Genomic DNA, 24,838 nt, shown 5'->3' on the forward strand with positions numbered 1-24,838 from the left:
AAGGACGCAGTTCAATCAAACTGCCTGAACGAGAAAGGAGCTTTTCATTACATGAAATCCATAGTTCTTGCCGAAAAGCCGAGTGTAGCCAGAGACCTGGCCCGTGTACTTGGCTGCAGTCAGCAAACAAAACAATATATAGAAGGACCAAAGTACATTGTCACTTGGGCGCTTGGCCATCTGGTAGAGCTGAAGATGCCTGAGGACTATAACAAAGAATATAAAACATGGCGAATGGAAGATCTGCCTATCATTCCTAATGAAATGGGCCTAAAGCTTATTCGCCAGGTAAGCCACCAATTTAAAGGAATCGAACACCTGGCCAGACGAAAAGATGTTGGGGAATTTATTATCGCCACGGATGCCGGGCGTGAAGGTGAGCTTGTCGCCCGCTGGATTCTGGAAAAACTCCGCTGGAAGAAACCGGTGAAGCGCCTTTGGATCTCATCACAGACAGATAGGGCGATCAAGGATGGGTTTCGCAATTTAAAACCTGCCAAAGAGTATGACTTTTTGTATCAGTCTGCCGTATGCCGCTCAGAAGCTGACTGGCTCATTGGATTGAATGTAACACGAGCGCTGACTACTAAATACAACGAACAGCTGTCAGCAGGGCGTGTTCAGACCCCTGCCCTCTCCATGATTTTAGATAGGGAAGCGGAGATCAAAGCTTTTGTTCCAAAGGAGTATTTTACAATCGATGCCAAGATTGGACCGCTTGATGCGGCTTGGGAGAATAATGGGGAACGAAGAATTTTTGACCGCTCCAAAGCTGAAAAGGTCGTTGAGCTGGTCAAAAATGAGAAAGGTACTGTCGCATCTGTTCAAACGAAGGCAAAGTCTGAACAGCAGCCAATGCCCTATGACCTGACAGAACTTCAGCGTGACGCCAACCGGCGCTTCGGATTCTCAGCGAAAAAAACGTCAAGTGTGCTGCAGAACCTGTATGAGCGCTACAAGCTCGTGACCTATCCACGAACAGATTCCAAATATTTAACTGCCGATATGGAGCAGACGATGAACGATCGGCTGCAGGCTCTCTCCTCTGCCTATCGGGATGAGGTTCAGCCTGCGTTAAGGAATAAAGGCAGAGTGGCCGCGAAGAAGGTCTTTAACAACAGTAAGGTATCGGATCACCACGCCATTATACCAACAGATGAAACTCCTCATCTTGGCGACCTTTCCAATGATGAACGAAAGCTGTACGATATCATCGTCCGCCGCTTTCTTGCTTTATTTTACGGACCTTATCAGACGGAGACCATTCATGCAGTCATTGATGTAAAAGGCGAAATGTTCTCTGCCAGAGAAACCAAAATTGTAGATGCCGGATTTAAGAAAGTTACAGGAAAAGATGAAGACAGTTCTGATACGAAGCAGCTCGGTGCAGTTAAAACTGGACAGGAATTCAGTGTAAAGGATTCCCGCCTGCAGAAGAAACTGACGGAGCCGCCTGCCCGTTTCAATGAAGCAGACTTGCTGGCCCGCATGGAGAAGTTCGGCCTTGGAACGCCGGCTACCCGCGCCGATATCATTGAACGCCTTTTGAGCACAGAGGCCATCGACCGCCAGAACAACCGCCTTCATCCTACTCCAAAAGGAAAACAGTTGATTGAATTGGTCAACAGTGAATTAAAATCTCCTGAACTGACAGCAAAGTGGGAGAAAGAACTAGAAGACATTGCACGAGGAAAAGGAAATCCGAAAGCCTTTCTTGATAATATCCGCAAGCAGACAAAACAGCTTGTACAGGAGATTAAAGGCAGCAAGCAAACGTACAAAGCGCATAACCTCACCGGCTCCAAATGTCCTGAATGCGGAGAACTGATGAAAGAGGTCAAGGGGCGTGACGGAAAAATGCTCGTCTGCTCCAGCAGGGAATGCGGATTCAGGAAGCGAAAGGATCCGAAGCTGTCCAACCGCCGCTGTCCGCAATGCCATAAAAAGATGGAGATCCACAACGGTAAAGCAGGAACTTACTTCCAATGCCGTCCATGCAACGTCGTGGAAAAAGCTGAGGACCGGAAAAAAAACGGTTACGAAGCGTGAAGAACGCCAACTGATGAAAAAGTATACGAAACAAGAAGAAGCTCCAATGGGGAACAGCCTTGCCGACGCCTTGAAGTCCGCTTTAGAGAAAAAGGATTAACGTTTTGGTGCCAGGCACCGGCTTTTGACACATGTCAAAAAGCGGTGCCTGGCACCATTTTTTATTCTATCAAATTCAGACGGATGGCTTTTACGACGGCTTCTGTCCGGTTTTTCACCTTTAATTTTTTAATGATGGCTGCTACATAATCCCGGACGGTATACGGGCTTAGATGAAGATGTTCAGCAGCGCATTGGATCGTTTCGCCCTGCGCCATAAGCTTCAATACATCCTTTTCTCTCGGAGTAAGCAAGGGTGATCCCACATCCAGCTGCTGGATAATGCTTCCCCACTGTTTATAGAGCGCTTCACCTGCATAATGGCCAAACTTCATGAGCATTGCCTGCTGATTTGGTTTTGGCTCTTCAAACCATTCTCCATCTTGATCTAACAGAATCAGTCCGAGCAGCCTTCCCTTTCTTGGTGTAAAGATCGGCACGGCGACAAGAGAAGCCAGCTGATATTCATCTGCCAGCCGCCTTGGAATATGCTCTGCTGCCTCTTCAAGGTAAACCGGCTTTGACTGCAGAATTTTCTGCAGATACTTTTTCAAAAATGAGACTTCCGAGAATTCTACCTTTATATTCTGTACATCCTTACCCAAATTCTTATGAGCGGCAAAAATAGCACTCTCCACTTTAGGTGAATAGAGAAACAATGCGCTTCGTTTATAGGATAGATAATCTACAAAGCCATCAGCCACTGTTTTTAATGTATCTGAACAGGTTTGTGCCATGAGCAGCCTGAGAGTATATAAGAGAGCAGCATCCTTCCATTCATTTTCGCTCTCCAGTGTATTCATCTTGATCTGCCGTTTGTACATATTGGAAATGAGCTCAATCCTTTGAGAAGAGATGCTGGAAGCGTCTGTTGATTTCAGACAAAGCAGCAGGGTCTCTTTTGCAAACGAAATTGGAATGACTCTTGGCTGCGTCTCTCCCGGATTCATGAGACGGCATAAAGCGAGAGAAAGCTGTTCCGCTGTATGGGCAGACATCGTCATACAGATTTCAATAATAGACTTCGTTTCTTTCGTAGAATCGACACTTCTCAGTTCAATCACTTTGTAATCGAAATCTTCTATTCGTAAAAGCGCAGCCCAGTGAAGCGGAATAATGTTGGAAGTTATCATTGTATCCAGCCATTTATGTCCGCTCGTTTCTGTTGTCAATGGAATCAGAACCTGGTCGAGCAGCTTATTGAAGATATACTGAATCGATTGATGGTCAATAATACTCGGGTTCTCCTGCTCCTCCAGAATATGATGAATCATATTTTCAATGGCGGATAGCAAAAAAATCACCTGGCTGTAATCTATATCCATGGAGTACTGATCTCTCCATTGGGATAGCATGGCAAGAATCAGCTGATTAATATGTTCATAGTCATTTTTCTTCAGCAGTTCTTCAAATGAATAGGTCATCATGCCGTCAAATTCAGAGATGAGGTCGTCTTGCTGAGTGGACAGTTCACTTTTCACCCGCTTCCAGTTTGTTAAGATGTCTCCCCCATATTTTGTCAGGAGAGCCATACCATTTAAAAAAAGCTCTTCCATCCGAATTCCTCCCTCTACTTTGCCAAAATATCTTACACTTCATATTTTTCGAAATATTTTTACAATATACGACCTATTTACCCCTACATTTGTCGGGTGAAAAAACATGATTACGATACTTATCGGAATTGTCAGTTTACTGTCCTAAAAGTAAAGTAAGTGTATATTAAAGCGTTTTCATAAATATGAAAGAGGTGACGTTGATGAATGAAAAAACGGTTCAGTTAAAGCCTGCTATGAAAAAAGGAGGAACCAACAAGAAAGTCTTCTGGAAAGCTTTTGGTTCCGGAATGATTGTACTGACTGCCCTCCTTAGTTTTATGGGGATCTCGGGTACGGCTTACGCCATTCCGATGGCAGGGATCGGTGACTTTTACGTTGTTTTTGACCATCTTGAAGGAAAGGGCTATACGTTCTATCCAAAGATGGGTGAATCGAGCAAGGAAAAATCCACACCTCAAGGCACAAACCTGATTAAAGATCTGACCATCAATAACCTCCAGCTTTACAAAGATTTCAACATCAGCGGGGATAAATGGATCCGTGTAAAAATTACTGCCAAAAAACCAGTTCACATTTCAGGGCTGCAGCAAGATGCTTCTGTTATTAATGCGGATGCCAAGTTCGGCAACCTTGCCCTAAAAGAAAAGCAGAGCAATGACTGGCAAAAACAATTTCAGCAAATGTCCTCTACCATCCAGCTTGATCACGCCAAGATAAAAACCCACTACCTTTTTCAAGAAAAGGTTGTCATGAACGGTATGAAAGTAACAGTTGAACGCATCAACAAACCAGGCAACTAAAATGGGAGGTGAAGAATATGAGCGTAAGACAATGGAAGCAGGAACGTCCCTTTCTTGGATCGATTCTGACACTTCTCAGCGGGGCACTTATTTTGTGGGTTCCCTTAAATTTGATCGTCAAAGCCTTCCTGCCAGGCACAGTATCCGTTATTGGAATCCTATTCGGGGGCTTGGTGCTATTAATCGGCATCATGGGGCTTTTCTTTCCTCAGTTTTCTAAAGTATTTGGTATTGTTGCCATCTTTTTATCCATCCTGTCCATCATCGGTGCTCTTGGCGGCTTTATTGTAGGAACCCTACTTGGTATTACCGGGGGATCCTTGATGGTTGCCTGGAGCCCGCCTGCCTCTGACCGTCGAGCAGGCGAACAGCCTTCAGAGGAAACGGAGGAAGAAATCTACGTTCCTCATAAGATGGTGCAAGCAAAATGATGGTTCGAACACTGATGGTCATCACCTGTCTTTTAGGTCTGACAGGGCTTTTTAGCTCTTCACAAGCAAAGGCAGAGAGCGCTGATCAAAATTTGGAAGGCTTTGTCATCAGTGCAGATCGGGTCGATGGGGGCACCATGCTACCTCAAGTGGTCATGGGGGAAACTTCAGTCCAAAAACAAAAACCCATGATTCGTTTTCAATACCGCAATGCCACACTTTATGGCATGAAACTGACAAAAGTCCTTTCTACTGATCAAGGCCCGATCACAATCATCATGAAGGCAAACGGGCCAGTTCACCTGACGAACATGACCGTGGATGCTTCCGCCTTTTCTTTAAAAGGAGCCTGTTTGAACGCAGGCGAATCTGTTCCTGAGCTTGGTCTTAAAAATGTAACGATGCTCGTTCATCAGATGAAAGCCGAACAAGGGGAGCTTTCGCGGCTTCAGCTTTCAACCGTAAAAGGCAATCATGATCTACAGCGGCCCGATGCGCCAAAGGTTCTTCAGGATCTCTCTTCTTTACCTTTGTTAGAAGCGAAAGATGCGATTGGCTCACTCATGAAGGGTCACCTTCCGCTTACGTGTGAAGACAAGTCAAAGGAAGATCAGCCTGCAGACAAAGGAACAGATCCGCTCTTGCCTGATTCTAAAAAGCCGATTGATAAGAAACTTAAAAAACCGGTTGAGGATGCTGTTAAGCCAGTAAGTGATACTGTTGGCGAGGTAACTAAACCGGTCAAGGATACGATTGACCAAACAACAGAACCGTTGAAAAAAATTAAAAAACCGGTAGCTGATACCGTGGATACCGTTAAAAAACCAGTGAAAAAAGTGACAGACACCGTCCCTAAAGTGGTTCACCGCACAGAAAAAACGGCGCAACAAGTCACAGAGCCTGTGAAGAAACATCTGAAGCGGACAAAACAGCAGCTCTGCCAGGACGCAGCCAAAATGGATGGAAAAGTTCCCAAACAGCTTGGGTTGGATTTAATCCATGCCGCCCAAAATGAAAAAGTACCGCTGACAGATCTTTGTTCAGAAAATGACAAAGCGGAAAAACAACTGAAGCTGCTTCAAAACCAGCTGTTAAAAAATCTGGATCTGCTTTCTCTGCTGAAAGATCATGAAGAACTCGCCTCTCCTGATCTTTTTGAGAAAATGGAAAAGGAGATGAAAAAACATTCAACACTAAAACTGCTGCCAAATCTATTAAAACCGTTGGATGGCCTCTTTCAGTAAATAAACTCTTACAAAAGCAGTCGGGAAATTTATCTCCCGACTGCTTTTTTGTTATTCCAATCCATTTTTCTCAGGGGTAAAATAAAAAAATGATGAGTGAATGGAGGGAATGTTTGTGGCACACATTGAGAGAGGCCGATCAAACGTGATCTGGAACGATGTTCTGAAGCTTTATCACGCCGTAGGCTGGAGCAAGCATAACACTGAAAACATAATCAAAATTTATAACAGCAGCACCCATACCTCTTTTGCTTATGTGGATGGACAACTGGCCGGGCTGGGAAGAGCTCTTTCAGATGGCGTATTCAATGCAGCCATCTATGATGTTATCGTTTCCCCCGATTATCAAGGCCTCGGACTTGGACGAGAGATTGTAGTAGATCTGCTTGCTCAGCTACAAGATGTTTCCTGTGTCCACTTAATCTCAACAACTGGAAATGAGGAATTCTATCGGAAAGCGGGATTAAAAATGGCAAAAACCGCGATGGCCCGCTATCTGAACAAGGAAATGGAATCGGAATACTTGCTTTAATCTCTCCAAATAGACAAAAAGGGTTCACATATCGTCCATGATTCTCCCTCAACCCCTCCCCTCGATATGGTAAATTAATAGGGAAATGAGATACAGGAGGTTACCAGGTATGAATCCATCCCTCAAACGATTTATATTAATTGGAACACTTGAAGGAATATCTTTCCTCGTTCTGCTTGGCATCGCCATGCCGCTGAAGTATTTTGCAGGTTATCCCATAGCCGTTATGATTGCCGGCTCACTGCACGGGCTGTTCTTTGTACTTTACCTAATTGCCCTCGCGAATGTCACCTTTAAAAATCGCTGGCCATTCACATTGGTCATGGGAGCACTTGTCGCCTCAGTCCTTCCATTCGGCCCTTTTGTCTTTGATTCTTACTTGAAAAGAAAAGCGTAAAAAACTTGGTGCCAGGCACCGCTTTTTGACAATTGTCAAAAGACGGTGCCTGGCACCTTTTTTATAAAAACTATAGTATTGTGCTGAGAAAATCTTTTGTGCGCTGATGCTGCGGCTCAGAAAAGATCTGGCTCGGGGTACCCTTTTCAACAATTTTACCATCATGCATATAAACAACCGTGTCGGCGGCTTCTCTAGCGAAGCCCATCTCATGGGTTACCACGAGCATCGTCATCCCTTCTCTCGCGAGATCCTTCATCGTGGCTAGAACCTCACCGACAAGTTCGGGGTCCAGAGCAGAAGTCGGCTCATCAAAAAGCATGATTTTAGGCTTCATTGCGAGAGATCTAGCGATAGCCACCCTCTGCTTTTGTCCCCCAGAGAGTTTTGAAGGATACACATCTTCTTTATCGGCCAGTCCAACCTTTTTCAAGAGCGCTCTGCCTTCTTGAACAGCCTGATCTTTCGGCACCTTTTTTACCATCAGCGGAGCCTCTATAACATTCTCCAATACGGTTTTATGTGGAAAAAGGTTAAAATGCTGAAAAACCATTCCTACTTCCTGTCTGATCTTGTTCAGGTCGGTCTTATCGGGTTCCACCACTTTGCCATCAATCATAATCGTGCCGCTTTCTTTGTACTCTAAATAGTTTAAACAGCGAAGCAGCGTACTTTTTCCTGAACCGCTGGCGCCAATCAAGACGACAACATCCTGTTCGTGCACTTCAAGATTCACATTTTTTAAAACGTGTAGATCACCGAATGATTTGTTTAAATCATTAACGTTAATCATAACTTTTCTCTGTTCCATGAAACTCCCCCTCTACTCGTCTCCTCCGGCGATTTTACCTTCCAGTTTGTTCACCAAAAGGGTAAACAAAAGAACCAGAACTAAATAATAAATAGCAACAATCAGAAGATAGGTCATTTCTTCAAACGTGCGTGATCCTTGAGTTGTCGCCACGTTAAACAGTTCTGAAGAAGAGATAAAAGCAGCCAGCGAAGAATCCTTTAAACCGATTATAAATTGGTTACCAAGGGGCGGAAGCGCACGCCGGAATGCCTGCGGCAATACGATGCGCCTCATGGCAAGAGGCGTACTCATCCCTAACGAACGCCCAGCTTCCAGCTGCCCTTTATTGATAGACTGAATCGATCCTCTGAAAATCTCCGCGATATATGCACTGTTATGCAAGGCAAGCCCAAGCGTGGCACACCAGTATGGCGAAATACCGAGCTCAGCCAATCCAAAATAAAAGAAGAAAATCTGCACGATCAGCGGTGTCCCCCTGATAATTGCAATGTAAACGTTCGCGATCGCATTTAAAACTCTGCTGCTCGAGAGCTTAAAAAAAGCAAACAGCAATCCTACTACTGTACCTATTAAAATAGAAACGATTGTAATTTGCAGGGTCAGCAGCAATCCCTTCATAAAGAGCGGATAGCTGTCGATGAACACGTGAAAAAAATGTCCGATATTTGGCAAACAGGTTCAGCTCCTTCTGAAAGAAAAGAATGTGCCGCATGCTCACACATTCTTTAAGTGAATTATGATTTTTTTGTAATATCAATATCGAGATACTTTTTGCTCAGTTTCTCTAATGTTCCATCTTTTCTAAGTTCTTCGAGCGCTTTATTGATGGCTTTCAAAAGCTTTTCATCTTTTTTGGATACAGCGATCGCCTGTTCACTCGTCCCCAGCGTTTCTGCTTCTGAAACCTTAAATCCTTTTTTAATCGCTTGTTTGCCTGTAATGGAATCTGTGATAACTCCATCGTGCTTTCCTTCACTCAGGGCACGCAAAGCTGTGACATCACTGTCATACACCGATATGTCTTTAGTATATTTTTGAGCTTCGCTTTCATATGTAGATCCTTTAGCAACAGCAATATTTTTGCCTTTAATGTCTTTGACTCCTTTAATGGAGCTGTCTTTCTTAACAAATAATACCGGACCAGAATAATAATATGGCGTACTGAAATTAACAGCTTTCTTCCTCTCAGGAGTAATGGTATGGCTCGCAACCGCAGCGTCAAAGCGATTGGTTTTTACCGCTGTGACTATTCCGTGAAATTTTTGTTTGTCCACTTTTGCTTTTAATCCCATTTCCTTTGCGAGTGCTTTTCCTACCGCTACATCAAATCCATCAAGTTTCCCGTTCTTATCCGAGTAGCTGAAAGGATAAAACTCCCCTGATACGACAAACGAAAATACTCCATCTTCCTTCAGCTCCACTTCATCTCCACTTTTTGTTTTGGAAGTTGAGGACCCGCAGCCGGCAACCGACAAAACCATTGCGACTATTAGTAGTACTGGCAAATAGAACTTTTTCACTGCTTTTCCTCCTTTAATATTGTTTGATAGTTCTGAATAATACAATGGTAACGTGAGAAAAAATTAAATACTAGCTACAAGAGTACTAGAGAGTTTGTACTATACTGGGTAGAATTTCATGCAATTTTTTCCTCTTGTTGCTCTTCCCAAAGAATTATCCACGTTTATCAAACGATATACCTATGAAGTATTTACCCGAATAAAATCAAAATTAATCGTAGGAATATTCAAAATTTTGAAGAATACATAAGTAATCTCTTTATTTGAAGCAAAAAGGCAGCAACAGAGCACTCTAGGTCTTTTGTTGCTGAGTTTTATACATTTTTTAAAAGGGAGGACAATATGCCATGTCTGCTGATCATCAGAAAGTCATTCTTCTTTCGGATTATATAAGAAGGAAACGAATAAAAGAGCGTAAAGAAGCAGGTCCTGCCCGTCTGCTTCTCCGTCTTACACTAATGTTTATTACGGCTAGCATGCTTATTTTCGGTGTATTCATGTGGCAGGATTTTAAACACACAACCCTATTCTCACATAACCCGGACGAAATCTTTCAGTTGCTGAAGAATCAGAATGCTGAGGCGCTGACACCCGCTGTTAAAGAAAAGATCACCTCATTGGCTTCTGAAATTAATGGATTGGAATATTTGGCTGTATTTTCAGAAAAACAAGGAACAGAAAGATCGGAAAAACGCCCTCCTGATTATGTTTTCTCGACTGCTGGAAAGGAAGTAAATGATACACTCGGAATGGGCAACGGCAAATGGCACATCGAATATAAATTCAAACAAGAAAAAAGCAAACTATTTTGGAACAGTTTCTTGGTTGTATTTATCTTTCTGTCCTTTGCTCTATTTATTTCCTGGATGGTAATCGGCTTTAAATATCCTAAAGGTATGGCAATGACAAACCGTATGATGTATATCAAATAGTATAAAAGCGGCAGGCCGATATGGCTGCCGCTTTGTTTATTGAATTTATTAATTTTTTTGAAAACAATGGGAACTAGCGGAGTCGACAAACGGTCAATCTTCTTTAACGTAGTTTCCAGCCGATCCTGATACTCTTCTTGCTTTGTGATGTCTTTTTAAATCCCAATAAAATAGTATTTGGCTTCATCTTCTATGTAGAAAGGATCAATCGTTAATTCATTCCAGAAGGAAGTGTGGTCTTTCCGGTAATTCTTTAATTTAACGGAAATCCTCTTCTTTTTTGAAATAGCATCCTTAATGGCCTTTACCTTACTCCGGTCTGTCTCGTCACCTTGCAGAAAGCGGCAGTTCTTACCTATAACTTCCTCGTGCGTATAACCAGACATTGAAAGAAACCCATCATTGACATAAACAATAGGATTATCTGTTAAAGAAGGTCTGTAATCGTGATGCCTGCTCTAGTAAAATCGAGGGCACGGTCATGGAGTGTAATCTTGTCTTTAAAGAGGTATGGTGTTTGTTTCATAACAACTTCTCCCTTCCGTGAGCAAGGCTCCAATGGGTTAGTTGCCTTTATATATAATTGACCGCGTTTCACGTCCCCCTTATATATTGCTTGCTTTGATAAAATCCGACACGAAAAATGAATTATTTCCCGGAAAATGTTAAGAGCTGGCGAACAGATGCAAAATCATTTTCGTTTTATTTATCGTATAATAAAGAAAAGGAGTGATTTACAATGAGCAAAAGCAAAGCAAGAAAACAAAGAGAACGACTAATAAGGGACGGAAGAAGAAATCCTTTGGACAATCGCGGTATCTATGCACTCAAAGATATGAGGACGAGAAAAACTAAAACAAAATGGGAAAAATTGAATCAGCAGAAACATAAAGGCCTCTTATCAGATCTTCAAAATCCTGATAAGAGGCCTTTATGCGTTTAAGAGTGTGAATTCTATCTCATCAAATAAAGAATAGCAGCAGCAGCGCTTGGTAATCCGAATAACAAAATATGAAACGAATAATCACTTCTGCATTCTTTCCGTTTTTTCTTTCTTGGATGTTTCTTAATCATTTTCCCGTCAAGAAAGAGACAGAGCATAATGCCTGATAACAAAAAGGCTCCAAATCCTACAGGTCCTGCAACTTCTAATATAAATATCCATCGATCCGTAAACCAGGCAAATAATATAATGATGGCAGCTACTGCAACACCCGCAAACAGACAATTCCTCATTCCTTAACCCCCATTATGAATGAAAAAGCATCGCTTCCAACTAAGTCAGTAAACGTTTAAACTTTACCAAAAAGGCCGAAATCGCCGTATCCCATAAAAAGGAAAACCGTACAAGCCGTATCCTGGAAACACTCCGCCTGATAAAATCGGAAAACGGCTGTCCGCCATTTCGTAATTTCTCAACGGCATTACCATATACATATTCTCATTGTCATAGGTTTGAAGCCTGCCATGATAAATCTTGCCATCGATCATTTCAAGCTCAATATGTTGTCCAACAAAATGCTGGCATAATAGATAATAATGATGATGAGAACCTTCTTTTCCCACTAATGGAGCAGAGGGCATTGAATATTCTGTTGCTTTTATATCTTTGTCTATGTTCAAAATTACTCCTCCTTTGTCCATACATCTTATTCCACCCCAACTAAAGTGCATCATTGTTCACCTATCTTCCCCCAAAATAGGTGCTGAAGGTTTTTTGCACATAAAAAATTGCCGGGTATTTTAAAATACCCGGCAATCAAAATAAAACTATAAAATTAGCTTTCCAGCACCTCAATTACTTTTCGCGCTACACTGAGGCTGGATTGGGGATTCTGGCCGGTTACAAGCTTGCCATCTATAACCGCAAAGTCTGTCCAGTTGTCGCCATTCACAAATTCAGCTCCAAGTTCACGCAACCTTGTTTCCAAGAGAAACGGAACTTCTTCGGTCAGTTTCATTTCTCTCTCTTCAGAATCGGTAAACGCCGATACTTTTTTCCCTTTAACAATCGGAGTTCCGTCTTCATAGGCTGCTGTCACGAGCCCTGTTGGACCGTGGCAAACGGAGCCAATTACTTTGTTCTCTTGTGCGAATTGGGAAACAACCACTTGAAGATCCCTGCTGTTCGGAAAATCAAAAACGGTACCATGCCCGCCTGGAAGATAAATTGCATCAAAACCGTGTGCTTCTTCCCTTGTTAGTGCTGGTGTATCCTTCAGCAGCGATTTCGCTTCTTCAAAATCTCCATTATCTCCTTCAAGGCTGTTAGGATCGAGAGGCACTTCTCCGCCTTCAATGCTGACAACCTTAATATCGTATCCTTGTTTTTTGAATTCATTGTAAGGAACTGCGAACTCTTCAAGCCATAGTCCCGTTTTATGATCACCGATTTTATCATGGCTCGTCACAACGATTAAAACTTTTTTAGCTGACAATTGCTTCACTCCTTTTGAAAGTATGTTTTAAAAGATACTTACTTTTTCTTTTTATTTCAATAAATATGCTTGTACTCTCCTGCACCCGTAGTTATTCCTTTTCCTTCAAAAAAATAAACGTCAATCCATGAGGAAAGACGTTGCTAAGCCTTTATTTTACTGTTGATGGTATTGCCGCAGTATGAGACGTATCATTTAGAAAATGAATAATTCGTTTGGCTCCTTTTATCTCAAGCAAATGAATGCCCGTATCACCAGTTGGAAAAGAAAACTCAATATGTACCCCCATTTTAAAGAAAGAACGAAGTAAGCAGTGTATAACTCCTCCATGAGCAACAATAGCAATTCGCTGTTCACAGCATTCAGTCAATATTTTGGAAAAGATACATTCCACCCTCATTCGAAATTCGATGGCAGATTCTCCTTTTTCAAACCTTTCATACATGGTTTTAGGGATAAAATACTTTTTTTCTTCCTCAAATGGAACTCCTGCGAGCACTCCATTATCATGCTCACGAAGCTTATCTTCAAAATTTAATGGTGCACCAGATGCTTTTGACAAAATGGATGCTGTTTCCGATGCCCTGCAAAGCGTACTTGCGTATATGACATCCGGTCTAAAGTCTTCAGTCACCCTTTTTGCCATCAGACGTGCTTGCTCTCTGCCCAAGTCTGTAAGGGGGTCATCCGCCCTTCCTTCATGAACATTCAGGATATCAGCTTCTGATTGCCCATGCCTTATTAATAAAATCTGCATAAACACTCACCTCCATATTTGTACAGACTGATTATTCTTCCACTTTTCAACGGATGAATTCTTCTTCTTTAGCTGCCAGGCACCACATCCACCCGTCCAAGCCTCTGTCCCCACACCGCATACCATAATTCATAACACTTTGAATGAGGTAAATGGATGAAATTTAATTTTGGCAACGGGAAAACGGATGCGAAAAAACACAGTACGTTTCAAAAGAAACTTTCAATCAACAAGGAAATGAACCTGAACAGCCCCAGTGATTTTCTGCCAGCCAATGAAGAGGTTCCGCTCCTTTACGTGCAATTTACCCAGCTCTCCAAAGGGGATAAGGTAGAAATAACGGCATCAGCCGGGTGGACTGCTGGCTTCCCTTGTGAACCAGCAGAAATTACACTGACCGTCAGGCGCAATCAAGAAGTTGTTGTGGCACAGAACTCTCTGACGACTCAGGACCTTCAGCAGCAGAACACGGCGACCGTTACTGGATCGGAGGAATTAACCGAAAACCTGGAGGTTGCCCGGTATACCTTGTATGCATCAACAGAGCAAGCCGGCAGAATACGGATGAGCGATTCTTTCAAACTTCTTGCAATCGTAAGGCTCGCTAATTAAAAATAGGCCAGGCATGGGTGCCTGGCCTATTTTTATTTCCTTTCAAGTGCATATAGATCATCTTCTACAGCAGCCAGTCTGTCTCTTAAGACATTCTGTGAATCTCTGACTCCCTGATTATAAAAATGAGGTCCAATCTGCTTCGCGAAAAAATCAAGAAAATTTTCTGCTGCGATAATTCCTATTTCCTCCCCGCGTTCATCGTAAAAAAACTGCTGAATATCTCGGATGGCCTGATCCTTGTGTTCTTGTTTCCAATTGATTAACATTGTGCGCCTCCCTCTCAAATCGAAGTCCTTTTGATTGTATCACTCTTTTTTGAGGACATAAGAAAAGCCGGTTTTCAATAGCCGGCTTCACTTTATTAACTATTTTTAGCGACTTGGATCATATCTTTCAGTTTCACTTTGCCGCCGTAATGCATCACACCATGCACATAAATGCGCCCTGCAATCCGGTTGATAATCCATAATGAAACAAGAAGTATTCCGATTGTAATACTTATCTCCATCGCTCCCGCTTCTCCCGCTACAATTCTTGAAAATGTAACGATCGGTGAGAAGAACGGAATGTACGAGCTGACAACAACAAGTGTAGTGGAGGGATCGAACAATGAGCGCATACCGATAAAGAATGCTCCCATGATCAGGATAATGATCGGAAACTGAGATGAGCCCAAGTCTTCTGTTCTGCTTACCATTGACCCGACTGCCGCATAAAGCATGGCGTACAATAAATACCCCAGTACAAAATACGAAATGAAAGCTGTAATGACGCCCGGTGTTAAATTCGATAGATTGATAGCTGCACCGAAAATCGACAATTGATCGGCATCAAGCCAGCCTGCCAAGTAAGCAATTCCGCCAGCCCCTCCGATAAACGCAATCTGAACAATTGCACCTGTCAGGATAGCGGCTATCTTGGCATACATCATCATGATCGGCTTTACTTTTGGAATCATGATTTCCATGACGCGCGAGGATTTTTCCGCTGCGATGGCCGTTGCAATCATCTGGCCGAACCCCATGATAAATATGTACATAAAGAATACAAAGAGATAAACGATTCCAAACGTGTTGCTCGTATCCTTTAATACTTCATCCTTCACTTGTACTGTTGCCAGCAAAGAAGAAGCCGTTTCTGCATTAATTTTATTTTTGGAGATCGTATTCGATATATATGCTTGTTGCAATGCCTGAGATACGACAGGAACAACTTCATTATTCGGGAAGTTTTTATAAATATAGGTCAAACCTGGTACACCTTTTTGATCTTTAACAATTAAAACTCCATCCAGATCTCCTTGATCTACCTTGTTTCTTAAGCTTTTCCCCTGGCTTTGGCCGGCTTCATTCAGCTTTGTTTCTTCTAGCGTTTTATTTAATGCCTGAATATTAATCTCGTTGCTCGTTTCATTGATCAGCGAGATCTTATCCTTATTGCCGCTATCAGAGCTGTTTGCCCAGTTGGAGTAGCCAAGAAAAGCCAGAATGGCCACAAAGATGATGGCTGTTGATATTTTGAAAGCCCTGGAAGTCAGGTTTTCTTTTAAATGAAATTTATATACGGTTGAAAACTTTTTCATCTTATCTCACCTTTTCCAGGAAGATTTCATTCAGTGTAGGTTCGAGCATTTTAAAATATCGAATGGGAACGTTCGCCTGATGTAGCCTGTTAAACAGTTCGAAGGCTTCTGAATCATCCTTTACCCTTACAAGCAAGTCGTTCATCTTCTTCTCGTAGGAAACCTTCCATGCCTTCAGCTTCTCTTCCATATCTTCATGATTAAACAGCGTGAGATTGCGGTATCCGTAGTTCTGTTTAATCTCGCTAAGCCTGCCGTGTATAACCGCTTGCCCATCTTTCATCAGACAAACATTTTCACAGAATGATTCAATCTGCTCCATACGATGCGAGGAAAGGATCACTGTTTTTTTCTTTTTCACCTGTTCTTCTATAATCGCAGACAGCATATTCGAATTAACAGGATCGAGACCACTGAACGGCTCATCCAGTATCAAAAGCTCCGGATCATGAATAAGTGTGGCGATCAGCTGTATTTTTTGCTGATTTCCTTTGGAAAGATCGGAAGCCTTTTTATGTTTGTGTTCGGGAATTTGCAGTTTTTCAAGCCAATAATCGATAGCTTTATTGGCGCTTTGTCTGTCCATCCCCTCAAGCTCTGCAAAATATCGAAGCTGATCAGAAACTTTGCTTTTTTGATAGAGTCCTCTTTCTTCCGGCAAGTAGCCGATCGAAACTTGGCTGCGGTCGAGCAGGCTGCCTTTCCACAGAATCTCCCCCTGATCAGGTACGAGAAGGCCTAGAATCATTTTAATGGTTGTCGTCTTACCCGCACCATTTCTTCCTAAAAGCCCAAGTACTTCCCCGGCCGGCAAAGTAAGTGAAAGATTAGACACTGCCTTTGTATGCCCAAAAGATTTATGCAGATACTGCAGCTCCAATGCCAAGCTAAAAACCCCCTTATGTAGTACAAAAAGTTACCATCCTAGCATATTAATAAAATATCTTTTATATTTTCTCACATAAAAATGGAAATATCAAACAGTCAAAAACTAAAAAAAAAGCCCTTATCCCCATAGGACAGGCCTCTCGCATACGATAAAACACCAGCTAGCTGTTCGGAAAAATACTCCTTTATAAGGGCAGCTGCAAAATATATTGAATGCCAATATTGCCAGCCCTTCTTTGTCCTCTGTCCTCAAAGCCCGTTTTAAAATACAGTTGCTGTGCGGCAATGTTCTTTTTGTTTACCGCCAGCACGAGCTCATCGCAAAATGGAAAATGGACGGAGGCAAAGCCAGGCAGGGCCAGCATCGCACGTTTTGCTACCCGTTTTCCCTGGTATTCCGGATGAACAGAAAGTGCACGGATGAAAAGGGCGTTCGGATTTTCTGTAAAGGGGGTGATGCCCGGTCCATGATGGAGCACAAAAAAACCGGCAGGCTTCCCCTCGTACAAAATGACCACCGGATGTCTGCTCTGGTCTTCTTCGCAGACCTTTAATGCCGTTAACGGAAGTGCCGTAAATCGCAGCTGCATTTTTGGAAGTTCAAATGTACTCAACTCCTGATTATGCTCAGGCTGATAGAAAGACAGGCTGACTTCAGCAGACATTTGTATCCCCACCTTTTTCAATCAAATTAATGCCTTGTGCAGCTTCAATCATTACCCAGTTCCTTCAAAACTTGGCTCAAATGAGCAAAAGTACGGCCATCTTTAACAGGAAAAGCATAACCCGAAGAAACAATCGCGGCTGAAACCATTGGCTGAATTCCACTGACATATACCTCAGTCCCCAGTAATTGAAGAGCTGCAATCAGCTGTGTAAGTTCCGATACAAGGCTGTCATTTATCGAATATACAGCGGTTAAATCAATGATTAAATGTTCAATCCTTAATTCAGAACAGCGGTTTAATGTGTAATCAGTCAGCAAAAAAATCTGGTCATTTCCAACTGTCGGCTGCATCGGAAGGACACCGATCCGATCCATGACAGGAATAATATTGGAAGAAAGCTCTTTAATGATCTGCCCCAGTTCCCTTTCCTTTAGGATCTGGCTGGTCACCTCAATGAACTCCACATAAGCTCCGATGATCGTATCACCATCTTTTAAAATTCTTGTTTTGGCTGTAAAGATTCGGGTTTCTCCATTCCAAATATATTCAAAACGGCTTTTTTCATATTCCTCTCTGTTTTCCAGTGACAGCGAAAGAAACCTGCGATAGCCATCAATTCGGCTTAAAAATTCATCAATATGTACACCTATGGCATCTTCTCTATTTATGTTTAACATTTCTTCACATTTTTTGTTTACAAAAACAGTCTTATAATCCTTGTCAATCATATAAATTCCAATATCGCTTCGATCAAGAGCTTGCTGCAGCATTTTTGCGTAATTCCTTTCTTCTTCTTGCATTTTCCTTAATTATTGTCCAAATCTCGTTATTTGTCTATAAACAAAGGGAGCTAGACAAATATGAAAAAGAAAGCAGCCTCATTAAAGGCTGCTTCACTTTATTTAGCTATTGTAAACTGTTCTTCCTCTGTTGAACCTTTAAGTGCTGTAGTAGAGGAAAGCCCGCCGGAGACAGCTTGTGCCACTTCATCAAAGTAACCTGTGCCTACTTCACGCTGATGACGAGTTGCCGTGTATCCATTTTTTTCATTTGCAAACTCCCTCTGCTGAAGCTCTGAATAGGCGGCCATTCCTCTAGTTTTATATTCTTTTGCCAGTTCGAACATGCTATGGTTAAGAGTATGGAATCCTGCAAGAGTAACAAACTGGAACTTGTAACCCATCGATGCAATCTGCTGCTGGAAGGTAGCAATCGTCTCATCATCCAGCTTCTTTTTCCAGTTGAAAGACGGAGAGCAGTTATAGGCTAGCATTTTACCAGGAAAACGCTCGTGGATGGCATCGGCAAATCTCTGTGCTTCTTCAAGATTTGGTTCCGATGTCTCGCACCAGATGAGGTCTGCATACGGCGCGTAAGCAAGCCCTCTGGCAATCGCCTGGTCGATCCCTGCATTCGTTCTGTAAAACCCTTCAGTAGTCCTGTCCCCGGTTAAAAAATGATGGTCATAAGGATCCACATCGCTCGTGATTAAATTAGCGGCATTGGCATCCGTACGTGCGATTAAGATGGTATCCACTCCCATCACATCTGCTGCCAGCCTGGCGGAAACCAGATGGCGCACCGCCTGCTGTGTCGGAAGGAGCACTTTACCGCCAAGGTGACCGCACTTCTTTTCCGAAGAAAGCTGGTCTTCAAAATGAACCCCTGAGGCTCCTGCTTCAATCATCGCTTTCATCATCTCAAATACGTTAAGCGCTCCGCCAAATCCTGCCTCGGCATCCGCGACAATTGGAACAAACCAGTCGATGTCGGTTTTTCCTTCGGAGCATTCAATCTGATCGGCACGCTGCAGCGCCTGGTTAATCTTTTTCACGACATTAGGTACACTGTTTGCAGGGTAAAGGCTTTGGTCAGGATACATATGTCCGGAAAGGTTGGCATCGGCCGCCACTTGCCAGCCGCTTAAGTAGATCGCCTTAAGCCCCGCCTTCACTTGCTGAACTGCCTGATTTCCCGTCAGTGCTCCAAGCGCATGAACATAATTTTCGTCTTGGAGTGATTTCCATAGCCGTTCTGCTCCTCTTTTGGCCAGGGTATGTTCAATTTGAACCGAGCCTCTCAGTTTGGCAACATCTTCTGCCGTATACGTTCTCTCGATTCCTTCCCACCGTTTTTCTTTCCAATTCTCATTAATTTGTGCTGCCGTATCTTTTTGATTCATTCTATTTCACTCCTTATTTAATATGGGTATAACCAGGCAATGTTAAAAATTCGATGAACTCATCTTGTCTAACCAGCTGCTCAAAGAGAGTAATGGCTTCTTCAAACCGGCCATCTTCCCATTGCTGCTCATTCAGTGTTGTTTTGATTTTCTGAACTTCTTCTTCCGTCACTTGTCCCACAAGCTCAAGGGTTACCTGTCTGCCATCTTCCAGGACGCCTTGCGTATGGCGGATCCATTGCCAGACTTGAGCTCTGGAGATCTCAGCTGTAGCCGCATCCTCCATCAGATGGTTAAGCGGTACTGCTCCGCGGCCTGTAAGCCATGCAGCAATGTATTGTATTCCTACAGAGATATTGGTCCTCAGGCCGTTTTCAGTAATCGGCCCGATCGTAGGCTGCAAAAGATCCTCAGCTGTTACTGCTACGTCATTCCGCTGTTTCTCCAATTGATTCGCCGAAGGCATCAGACGGTCAAATACTTCAAGGACGACCGGCACTAATCCGGGATGGGCTACCCAGCTGCCGTCATGCCCGTCAGCCGCTTCTCTTTCTTTGTCTGTTTTTACTTTTTGCAGTGCTTCTTCATTGGCTTCGGGATTGTTTTTGATCGGAATCTGTGCCGCCATTCCCCCGATGGCATGAGCACCTCTTTTATGGCAGACCTTAATGACAAACTGTGTATACGCTCTCATAAAAGGCACCGTCATCGTGACGTGTGCTCGGTCGGGCAGCAGATAGGACGTATGATTCTTAAGCTTTTTAATGTAGCTGAAAATATAGTCCCAGCGTCCGCAATTTAATCCCGCGCTGTGTTCCTGTAATTCATAAAGAATCTCTTCCGCTTCAAAGGTCGCTAGGATGGTTTCAATCAAAACAGTTGCTTTGACCGTCCCTTGAGGAATTCCCATTTCCTCTTGGGCAAAGACAAACACTTCGTTCCAAAGTCTGGCTTCCAGATGCCCCTCAAGCTTCGGCAGATAAAAGTAGGGGCCGGAGCCTTTTTCGATCAGCGCTTTAGCATTATGAAAAAAATAAAGTCCAAAATCTACTAAACTGCCAGACATTGGCTCTCCTTTATACGACAGATGCTTCTCCTCAAGATGCCAGCCCCTGGGCCGTACAACGAGAGTCGCTGTTTTCTCATGCAGGCGGTACTCTTTTCCCTGCGGAGAAGTATACTCCAGCTCTCCCCGAATCGCATCCCGCAAATACACCTGTCCGAGCAGATTGTTTTCCCACGTCGGAGAGTTGGCATCTTCAAAATCTGCCATGAAGACCTTGGCTCCTGAGTTCAAAGCATTGATGACCATCTTTGCATCACCAGCCGGACCGGTAATTTCTACTCTTCGATCCTGCAAATCATCAGGCACATCTGCAACAGACCAATTGCTTTCCCGTATTTTCTTTGTTTCAGGCAAAAAATCCGGAAGCTCACCTTGATCTATTTTTTTCTGTCTGTTTACTCTGTTCTGCAAGAGTTGCAATCTTGCATTCTGGAAACGATCATGAAGCTTTTCAAGAAAAGCCATGGCTTCTGCTGACAGTATTTCATGGTCCACATCTCCCTGTACTGCAACAGTTTGTGTTTTAGATGTTACTACCGAATTATCCATGTGTTAACCTCCTGTTCAGTCAATGATTCCGTTTCCATTACAGCGCTTGCAGCAGACACATCCTTCGCCCATACAATCCGGGCAGTTTCCATTTTGATGCATTCCTGATCCGTTGCACTCTAAGCATGTTTCTTCACCATTCCCATGGCAGCTGGCACAATTCATCACGATTTCTCCTCCTTATTACGAGATGGGGTTTCTGTTATAAAACAGATATTTATCTTGTAAAATAATATATAACAGTTGAGATAATTTGTGCAACACATTTTTTAAATAAAAATAAAAATAGGTCCTCTGTTCTATAACAGAGGACCTTACTAAGGACGATTTTACTGAAAGTCTGCAAATATTTAGTTATCAAACTCTTAAGTTTTGCTAAAGCCGAAGATTGATTTTCGTTCGTAACGTTCGTAACGGACATCGCACACTGTTGCTTGAAAGAGGCCCTCAAGTCTTTTACATACAAACACCGAAGGAGGGAATAGCTGGCTCTTTTTTGAGCCATTTGATTTGTGAAACAAATCAAATGGCTATTCAATTCCCTTTCACCCTAATAAAACCTTATTGTCTAATTTAGTTTTTCTTAAAACTCGTCCGGATCTGGCCCGTTTCGAAGATCTTTATTCAATGAATCAATCTGCTCCATGTCTTCCATGCTTAATTCAAAATCAAAGATATCGGCATTTTCCTTAATACGGTTTTCATTCACTGATTTAGGAATGGTAATTACTCCATTCTGAAGATCCCAGCGAAGAATAACCTGTGCCACCGTTTTATTATGCTTTTCTGCCAATGCCATCAGGATCGGTTCATCAAAGATTTCACCCTTTAACAGCGGTCTCCATGCTTCCAGCTGGATTTGATGATCTTTGCAGAAAGCCAACAGTTCTTTTTGTGTAAGGCGGGGATGGTACTCCACTTGATTGACCATCGGTTTAATCTCACAGTCTTTCATAAGGTCTTCCAGATGGTGAATTTTAAAATTACAAACACCAATCGCTTTTGTCTTACCCTCTTTATAAAGCGTTTCTAATGCTTTCCACGTCTCTTTATACTTGCCAGACACCGGCCAATGAACAAGGAACAGGTCTGCGTAATCCATATCAAGCTTTTTCAGGCTCTCTTTAAATGAGCGCAGCGTCTCCTCATATCCCTGTTCTGTATTCCAGACCTTGGTCGTAATAAAAAGCTCTTCACGCGGGACATCCACCTGTTTAACAGCCTCTCCTACACCTTCTTCATTTTTATAGAACGAAGCTGTATCGATGCTTCTGTAGCCGGCGGCGACCGCATGTTTAATTGCCTCAATAACCTCTTGGCCTTCTTCTGCTTTATATACCCCAAGACCCAGCCATGGCATCTTTAAACCGTTTTGTAATACAGCTGTATCAGAAATACTTTTTATCATATGTACCGCCTCCTTGTTTGTATGGTACCACTTGGCTGGAGAAAATGAAAAAAAGTGCTAGGAAAAAAGCCCTCCAGGGAGATTGAGGGCTTTTAAGAGTTAACAAAAATCTTGCGAAGAAGTCTGAATAATGAAATAGGATCAATTAATTGAAGTTTAGCTCAAAAATGTTGAGTTCGGCTCAATTAATCAAAAATAAGCTCAATATCGACAAAATCGCTCTTTAGACCGAAGCAAGTTCCTTAGCTTTATTCAATTCAAATTCCTTCTTGATGCCAGCCAGCACTTCACCGTTCGTGAGCAGCTGAAAACCGGTCAAAGCGAGCGCTTTTGCACCGAGAATAAGCGCCTGATCGCCCTGCTCTGACTTTGCCGCCTCCCTGAACTCATCCGTATGCCCGATTAACGTATCCGGCCCGATCTGAAGGTAAGGGTGAATCGTCGGCACGGCCTGGCTGATGTTACCGGCATCAGTCGAACCAAGTCCGCATCGGTGTGAGGTATCTACTTCTGCACCCAGACTCTCCAGCTGTTCTTGAAACACTTTATCAAACGATCGATTTAATAAAAGGTTATCCACCTGATTCTGAAAAGCAATAACATTAAGCTTTGCTCCTGTTGCAAGGGCAGCACCTTCTGCGATGGCTTTTACTTTTTTCGTTGTCTCATTCAGTCTTGCTCTTGTGGAAGCACGAATGTAAAAACGGGCCTTCGCATATTCAGGCACAATATTAGGAGCGTCTCCCCCGTGTGTAATGATGCCATGAATTTTCACATCGTCCGCCACATGCTGGCGCAGTGCGTTAATCCCGACAAACAACTGAATAACTGCATCAAGTGCATTGATTCCCTTTTCCGGTGCCGCAGCCGCATGAGCGGGCTTCCCGATGTATTCAAAATCCAGCGGATCAACGGCAAGCGATGTCCCGGTAATGCGGTTAGCGTTACCGGGATGGAACATTAACGCAGCATCAATGCCGTCCAGCAAGCCGTGTTTCACAAAACTTCCCTTCGCACTTCCGTTCTCTCCGCCTTCTTCAGCAGGCGTTCCAAAAACAGCTACTTCTCCTCCGATCTCATCGATAACGGAAGCCAGAGCGATGGCCGCTGCCACACTTGATGTACCGATGATATTATGGCCGCATGCATGACCGATGCCGGGAAGGGCATCATATTCTGCTAAAAAGGCAACGGATGGCCCATCTAGAATAGAACGCTTACGGGCAACAAATGCCGTTTCGTGACCGGCCACTCCGCGTTCTATCTGAAACCCCTCTTTTTCGAGCAGCGATGTAAGCAGGCTGGATGCAAACACTTCTTCATTTCCGATTTCTGGATTATCATGGATCTCGTGAGAAGTTTGAATGTAAGCCGCTTGGTTTACATCAATGTTCGTACGGATTTGTTCCTGGGTTTCTCCGGCAGTTCTGCTGATTACAGTCATGATCTCAGATCCTTTCTCTCTATTACTCTCCAATTTCACTTAGCGGTACAAACGTTGGAATGGTTGCACCTTTATAGATTTCTTTAATCTTCTTGGCTGTATCTTTTGATTGATAGATCTTCGCAATTTTTTTCAGCGATTTTTTATTTTTATCTTCAGTTCTTGTTGCAATGATATTGATATATGGCTTTGCAGTCTTGCTTTCAAGGAAGATCGAATCTTTCTTCGGATTCATTCCAGCATCGACAGCAACGCCATTGTTAATGATTGAAGCGGCCACATCAGGAAGCACCCGTGGTGTCTGGCCTGCAACTACTGGTTTAAGCTTCAAGTGTTTTTTGTTCTCCGCCACTTTTTTCAGATCACCATTTCCATCAAAGTTCTTTTCCAGTTTGATTAGCCCGGCACTCTGCAGAAGAAGCAATGCACGGCCCATGTTCGTAGCTTCATTCGGCAAAGCAATGGTTGATCCAGCCGGGATATCCTTGATGTTCTTGTATTTTTTTGAGTAAACGCCCATAGGCGCAATGACGGTTGTTGCAATCGGGGCTAAATCCAATTTATGTTCTTTTTTAAACGAATTGAAGTAAGAGATGGTCTGAAACGCATTAGCGTCAATATCCCCGTCAGACAATGCCTGATTCGGACGGACATAATCGGAAAACTCTACGATTTCCAAATCAATACCTTCTTTTTCTGCTTTTTTAGCGATATACTTCCACACGTCACTGTCAGATCCGCTGATGCCCATCTTTACTTTTTCAAGGCCTTTTTTATCTCCGCCGCTGCACCCGCTCAAGAATGCCGACATTAAAACCCCGATGACTAAAATGATCAATGAATATTTTTTCATACGATTTCCCT

Annotated in this window: 27 protein-coding genes and 1 pseudogene; 9 read left to right on the forward strand and 19 right to left on the reverse strand. The window is 43.0% G+C overall.

Annotation, left to right across the window (positions count from 1 at the left end):
• The first annotated feature begins 51 nt into the window (after nt 1-51).
• Nucleotides 52-2,149 (forward strand): annotated as a pseudogene (locus OKX00_RS17840) (DNA topoisomerase 3).
• A 61-nt stretch (nt 2,150-2,210) separates the two neighbouring features.
• On the opposite strand, the gene OKX00_RS17845 reads toward OKX00_RS17840, so the two are convergent.
• Complete coding sequence (locus OKX00_RS17845) at nt 2,211-3,704, reverse strand: helix-turn-helix transcriptional regulator (protein ID WP_265408281.1); 1,494 nt, start codon at nt 3,702-3,704, stop codon at nt 2,211-2,213.
• Nucleotides 3,705-3,907: 203 nt separating this feature from the next.
• Here OKX00_RS17845 and OKX00_RS17850 point away from each other — a divergent pair, with 203 nt between their 5' ends.
• From OKX00_RS17850 to OKX00_RS17870, 5 genes are all read left to right on the forward strand, one after another.
• The gene (locus tag OKX00_RS17850) at nt 3,908-4,507 is read left to right on the forward strand and encodes a DUF6230 family protein (protein ID WP_265408282.1); all 600 of its coding nucleotides are present in this window, start codon (nt 3,908-3,910) and stop codon (nt 4,505-4,507) included.
• Nucleotides 4,508-4,524: 17 nt separating this feature from the next.
• Entirely contained in the window at nt 4,525-4,938 is a 414-nt protein-coding gene (locus OKX00_RS17855; protein WP_053355358.1) for a DUF6114 domain-containing protein, read from the forward strand.
• Entirely contained in the window at nt 4,935-6,182 is a 1,248-nt protein-coding gene (locus tag OKX00_RS17860) for a hypothetical protein (protein WP_265408283.1), read from the forward strand. Before OKX00_RS17855 ends, OKX00_RS17860 begins: the two co-directional genes overlap by 4 nt.
• Before the next feature lie 115 nt (nt 6,183-6,297).
• Nucleotides 6,298-6,714 carry a GNAT family N-acetyltransferase gene (locus OKX00_RS17865; RefSeq protein WP_416054257.1) on the forward strand — a complete coding sequence of 139 codons (417 nt, stop codon included), beginning with the start codon at nt 6,298-6,300 and terminating at the stop codon, nt 6,712-6,714.
• Nucleotides 6,715-6,823: 109 nt separating this feature from the next.
• Nucleotides 6,824-7,111 (forward strand): DUF3817 domain-containing protein, encoded by a 288-nt coding sequence (locus OKX00_RS17870; protein WP_062236218.1) that lies wholly within the window; start codon nt 6,824-6,826, stop codon nt 7,109-7,111.
• Nucleotides 7,112-7,181: 70 nt separating this feature from the next.
• Here OKX00_RS17870 and OKX00_RS17875 read toward each other — a convergent pair whose 3' ends face one another.
• The 3 genes from OKX00_RS17875 to OKX00_RS17885 form a co-directional block, all read right to left on the reverse strand.
• On the reverse strand, nt 7,182-7,922 hold the full coding sequence (locus OKX00_RS17875) for an amino acid ABC transporter ATP-binding protein (RefSeq protein WP_322114329.1): 741 nt from the start codon (nt 7,920-7,922) through the stop codon (nt 7,182-7,184).
• Between the two features lie 12 nt (nt 7,923-7,934).
• Nucleotides 7,935-8,597, reverse strand: a complete 663-nt coding sequence (locus OKX00_RS17880) for an amino acid ABC transporter permease (protein WP_265408284.1) — start codon at nt 8,595-8,597, stop codon at nt 7,935-7,937.
• A 62-nt stretch (nt 8,598-8,659) separates the two neighbouring features.
• Nucleotides 8,660-9,445, reverse strand: coding sequence for a transporter substrate-binding domain-containing protein (locus OKX00_RS17885; RefSeq protein ID WP_265408285.1), 786 nt, complete (start codon nt 9,443-9,445; stop codon nt 8,660-8,662).
• Between the two features lie 347 nt (nt 9,446-9,792).
• Here OKX00_RS17885 and OKX00_RS17890 point away from each other — a divergent pair, with 347 nt between their 5' ends.
• A complete protein-coding gene (locus OKX00_RS17890) occupies nt 9,793-10,377 on the forward strand; it encodes a hypothetical protein (RefSeq protein WP_265408286.1) in 585 nt (194 codons plus the stop codon).
• A gap of 155 nt (nt 10,378-10,532) precedes the next feature.
• On the opposite strand, the gene OKX00_RS17895 is transcribed toward OKX00_RS17890, so the two are convergent.
• Nucleotides 10,533-10,763 carry a PAS domain-containing protein gene (locus tag OKX00_RS17895; RefSeq protein WP_265408287.1) on the reverse strand — a complete coding sequence of 77 codons (231 nt, stop codon included), beginning with the start codon at nt 10,761-10,763 and terminating at the stop codon, nt 10,533-10,535.
• Between the two features lie 353 nt (nt 10,764-11,116).
• Between OKX00_RS17895 and OKX00_RS17900 the strand changes: the two genes are divergently transcribed.
• Entirely contained in the window at nt 11,117-11,320 is a 204-nt protein-coding gene (locus OKX00_RS17900) for a hypothetical protein (protein ID WP_265408288.1), read from the forward strand.
• A gap of 11 nt (nt 11,321-11,331) precedes the next feature.
• On the opposite strand, the gene OKX00_RS17905 is transcribed toward OKX00_RS17900, so the two are convergent.
• The 4 genes from OKX00_RS17905 to OKX00_RS17920 all read right to left on the reverse strand — a co-directional run bounded on the left by OKX00_RS17905 (nt 11,332) and on the right by OKX00_RS17920 (nt 13,572).
• Nucleotides 11,332-11,613 carry a DUF5316 family protein gene (locus OKX00_RS17905; RefSeq protein WP_265408289.1) on the reverse strand — a complete coding sequence of 94 codons (282 nt, stop codon included), beginning with the start codon at nt 11,611-11,613 and terminating at the stop codon, nt 11,332-11,334.
• A gap of 63 nt (nt 11,614-11,676) precedes the next feature.
• Nucleotides 11,677-12,000, reverse strand: a complete 324-nt coding sequence (locus OKX00_RS17910; protein ID WP_265408290.1) for a hypothetical protein — start codon at nt 11,998-12,000, stop codon at nt 11,677-11,679.
• Between the two features lie 155 nt (nt 12,001-12,155).
• Nucleotides 12,156-12,815, reverse strand: a complete 660-nt coding sequence (locus tag OKX00_RS17915; RefSeq protein WP_265408291.1) for a type 1 glutamine amidotransferase domain-containing protein — start codon at nt 12,813-12,815, stop codon at nt 12,156-12,158.
• A 151-nt stretch (nt 12,816-12,966) separates the two neighbouring features.
• Complete coding sequence (locus OKX00_RS17920; RefSeq protein WP_265408292.1) at nt 12,967-13,572, reverse strand: histidine phosphatase family protein; 606 nt, start codon at nt 13,570-13,572, stop codon at nt 12,967-12,969.
• 156 nt (nt 13,573-13,728) lie between these two features.
• On the opposite strand from OKX00_RS17920, the gene OKX00_RS17925 reads away from it, so the two are divergent.
• The gene (locus OKX00_RS17925; protein ID WP_265408293.1) at nt 13,729-14,184 is read left to right on the forward strand and encodes a hypothetical protein; all 456 of its coding nucleotides are present in this window, start codon (nt 13,729-13,731) and stop codon (nt 14,182-14,184) included.
• A 32-nt stretch (nt 14,185-14,216) separates the two neighbouring features.
• Here the strand turns inward: OKX00_RS17925 and OKX00_RS17930 are convergent, their stop codons facing one another.
• The 10 genes from OKX00_RS17930 to OKX00_RS17975 all read right to left on the reverse strand — a co-directional run bounded on the left by OKX00_RS17930 (nt 14,217) and on the right by OKX00_RS17975 (nt 24,827).
• Nucleotides 14,217-14,453 (reverse strand): DUF2164 domain-containing protein, encoded by a 237-nt coding sequence (locus OKX00_RS17930; protein ID WP_265408294.1) that lies wholly within the window; start codon nt 14,451-14,453, stop codon nt 14,217-14,219.
• 95 nt (nt 14,454-14,548) lie between these two features.
• Nucleotides 14,549-15,769 (reverse strand): ABC transporter permease, encoded by a 1,221-nt coding sequence (locus OKX00_RS17935; protein ID WP_265408295.1) that lies wholly within the window; start codon nt 15,767-15,769, stop codon nt 14,549-14,551.
• Nucleotide 15,770: 1 nt separating this feature from the next.
• A complete protein-coding gene (locus OKX00_RS17940; RefSeq protein WP_265408296.1) occupies nt 15,771-16,655 on the reverse strand; it encodes an ABC transporter ATP-binding protein in 885 nt (294 codons plus the stop codon).
• Between the two features lie 187 nt (nt 16,656-16,842).
• Nucleotides 16,843-17,322 carry a GNAT family N-acetyltransferase gene (locus OKX00_RS17945; protein WP_265408297.1) on the reverse strand — a complete coding sequence of 160 codons (480 nt, stop codon included), beginning with the start codon at nt 17,320-17,322 and terminating at the stop codon, nt 16,843-16,845.
• Nucleotides 17,323-17,366: 44 nt separating this feature from the next.
• Nucleotides 17,367-18,095 carry a PAS domain-containing protein gene (locus OKX00_RS17950; protein ID WP_265408298.1) on the reverse strand — a complete coding sequence of 243 codons (729 nt, stop codon included), beginning with the start codon at nt 18,093-18,095 and terminating at the stop codon, nt 17,367-17,369.
• A gap of 128 nt (nt 18,096-18,223) precedes the next feature.
• Nucleotides 18,224-19,507, reverse strand: coding sequence for an isocitrate lyase (aceA, locus tag OKX00_RS17955; RefSeq protein WP_053355376.1), 1,284 nt, complete (start codon nt 19,505-19,507; stop codon nt 18,224-18,226).
• Between the two features lie 13 nt (nt 19,508-19,520).
• Complete coding sequence (gene aceB, locus OKX00_RS17960; protein WP_265410582.1) at nt 19,521-21,038, reverse strand: malate synthase A; 1,518 nt, start codon at nt 21,036-21,038, stop codon at nt 19,521-19,523.
• Between the two features lie 667 nt (nt 21,039-21,705).
• The gene (locus OKX00_RS17965; RefSeq protein ID WP_156316248.1) at nt 21,706-22,530 is read right to left on the reverse strand and encodes an aldo/keto reductase; all 825 of its coding nucleotides are present in this window, start codon (nt 22,528-22,530) and stop codon (nt 21,706-21,708) included.
• A gap of 223 nt (nt 22,531-22,753) precedes the next feature.
• A complete protein-coding gene (locus OKX00_RS17970) occupies nt 22,754-24,013 on the reverse strand; it encodes a M20 family metallopeptidase (protein WP_416054258.1) in 1,260 nt (419 codons plus the stop codon).
• Nucleotides 23,997-24,827, reverse strand: coding sequence for a MetQ/NlpA family ABC transporter substrate-binding protein (locus OKX00_RS17975; protein WP_265408300.1), 831 nt, complete (start codon nt 24,825-24,827; stop codon nt 23,997-23,999). The genes OKX00_RS17970 and OKX00_RS17975 overlap by 17 nt, the downstream gene beginning before the upstream one ends.
• Nucleotides 24,828-24,838: the final 11 nt, after the last annotated feature.

Source organism: Fictibacillus sp. KU28468, from assembly GCF_026153615.1.
GTDB lineage: Bacteria > Bacillota > Bacilli > Bacillales > Fictibacillaceae > Fictibacillus_C > Fictibacillus_C marinisediminis.

Excerpts from the sequence above, each read along its gene's own strand:
- OKX00_RS17950 (WP_265408298.1), bottom strand. The coding sequence starts at position 18,095 with ATGCTGCAGCAAGCTCTTGATCGAAGCGATATTGGAATTTATATGATT.
- OKX00_RS17850 (WP_265408282.1), top strand. The coding sequence starts at position 3,908 with ATGAATGAAAAAACGGTTCAGTTAAAGCCTGCTATGAAAAAAGGAGGA.
- OKX00_RS17845 (WP_265408281.1), bottom strand. The coding sequence starts at position 3,704 with ATGGAAGAGCTTTTTTTAAATGGTATGGCTCTCCTGACAAAATATGGG.
- OKX00_RS17905 (WP_265408289.1), bottom strand. The coding sequence starts at position 11,613 with ATGAGGAATTGTCTGTTTGCGGGTGTTGCAGTAGCTGCCATCATTATA.
- OKX00_RS17900 (WP_265408288.1), top strand. The coding sequence starts at position 11,117 with ATGAGCAAAAGCAAAGCAAGAAAACAAAGAGAACGACTAATAAGGGAC.
- OKX00_RS17895 (WP_265408287.1), bottom strand. The coding sequence starts at position 10,763 with ATGTCTGGTTATACGCACGAGGAAGTTATAGGTAAGAACTGCCGCTTT.
- OKX00_RS17875 (WP_322114329.1), bottom strand. The coding sequence starts at position 7,922 with ATGGAACAGAGAAAAGTTATGATTAACGTTAATGATTTAAACAAATCA.
- OKX00_RS17925 (WP_265408293.1), top strand. The coding sequence starts at position 13,729 with ATGAAATTTAATTTTGGCAACGGGAAAACGGATGCGAAAAAACACAGT.
- OKX00_RS17975 (WP_265408300.1), bottom strand. The coding sequence starts at position 24,827 with ATGAAAAAATATTCATTGATCATTTTAGTCATCGGGGTTTTAATGTCG.
- OKX00_RS17855 (WP_053355358.1), top strand. The coding sequence starts at position 4,525 with ATGAGCGTAAGACAATGGAAGCAGGAACGTCCCTTTCTTGGATCGATT.
- OKX00_RS17870 (WP_062236218.1), top strand. The coding sequence starts at position 6,824 with ATGAATCCATCCCTCAAACGATTTATATTAATTGGAACACTTGAAGGA.
- aceA (WP_053355376.1), bottom strand. The coding sequence starts at position 19,507 with ATGAATCAAAAAGATACGGCAGCACAAATTAATGAGAATTGGAAAGAA.
- aceB (WP_265410582.1), bottom strand. The coding sequence starts at position 21,038 with ATGGCTTTTCTTGAAAAGCTTCATGATCGTTTCCAGAATGCAAGATTG.
- OKX00_RS17930 (WP_265408294.1), bottom strand. The coding sequence starts at position 14,453 with ATGTTAATCAATTGGAAACAAGAACACAAGGATCAGGCCATCCGAGAT.
- OKX00_RS17860 (WP_265408283.1), top strand. The coding sequence starts at position 4,935 with ATGATGGTTCGAACACTGATGGTCATCACCTGTCTTTTAGGTCTGACA.
- OKX00_RS17965 (WP_156316248.1), bottom strand. The coding sequence starts at position 22,530 with ATGATAAAAAGTATTTCTGATACAGCTGTATTACAAAACGGTTTAAAG.
- OKX00_RS17890 (WP_265408286.1), top strand. The coding sequence starts at position 9,793 with ATGTCTGCTGATCATCAGAAAGTCATTCTTCTTTCGGATTATATAAGA.
- OKX00_RS17935 (WP_265408295.1), bottom strand. The coding sequence starts at position 15,769 with ATGAAAAAGTTTTCAACCGTATATAAATTTCATTTAAAAGAAAACCTG.
- OKX00_RS17945 (WP_265408297.1), bottom strand. The coding sequence starts at position 17,322 with ATGTCTGCTGAAGTCAGCCTGTCTTTCTATCAGCCTGAGCATAATCAG.
- OKX00_RS17920 (WP_265408292.1), bottom strand. The coding sequence starts at position 13,572 with ATGCAGATTTTATTAATAAGGCATGGGCAATCAGAAGCTGATATCCTG.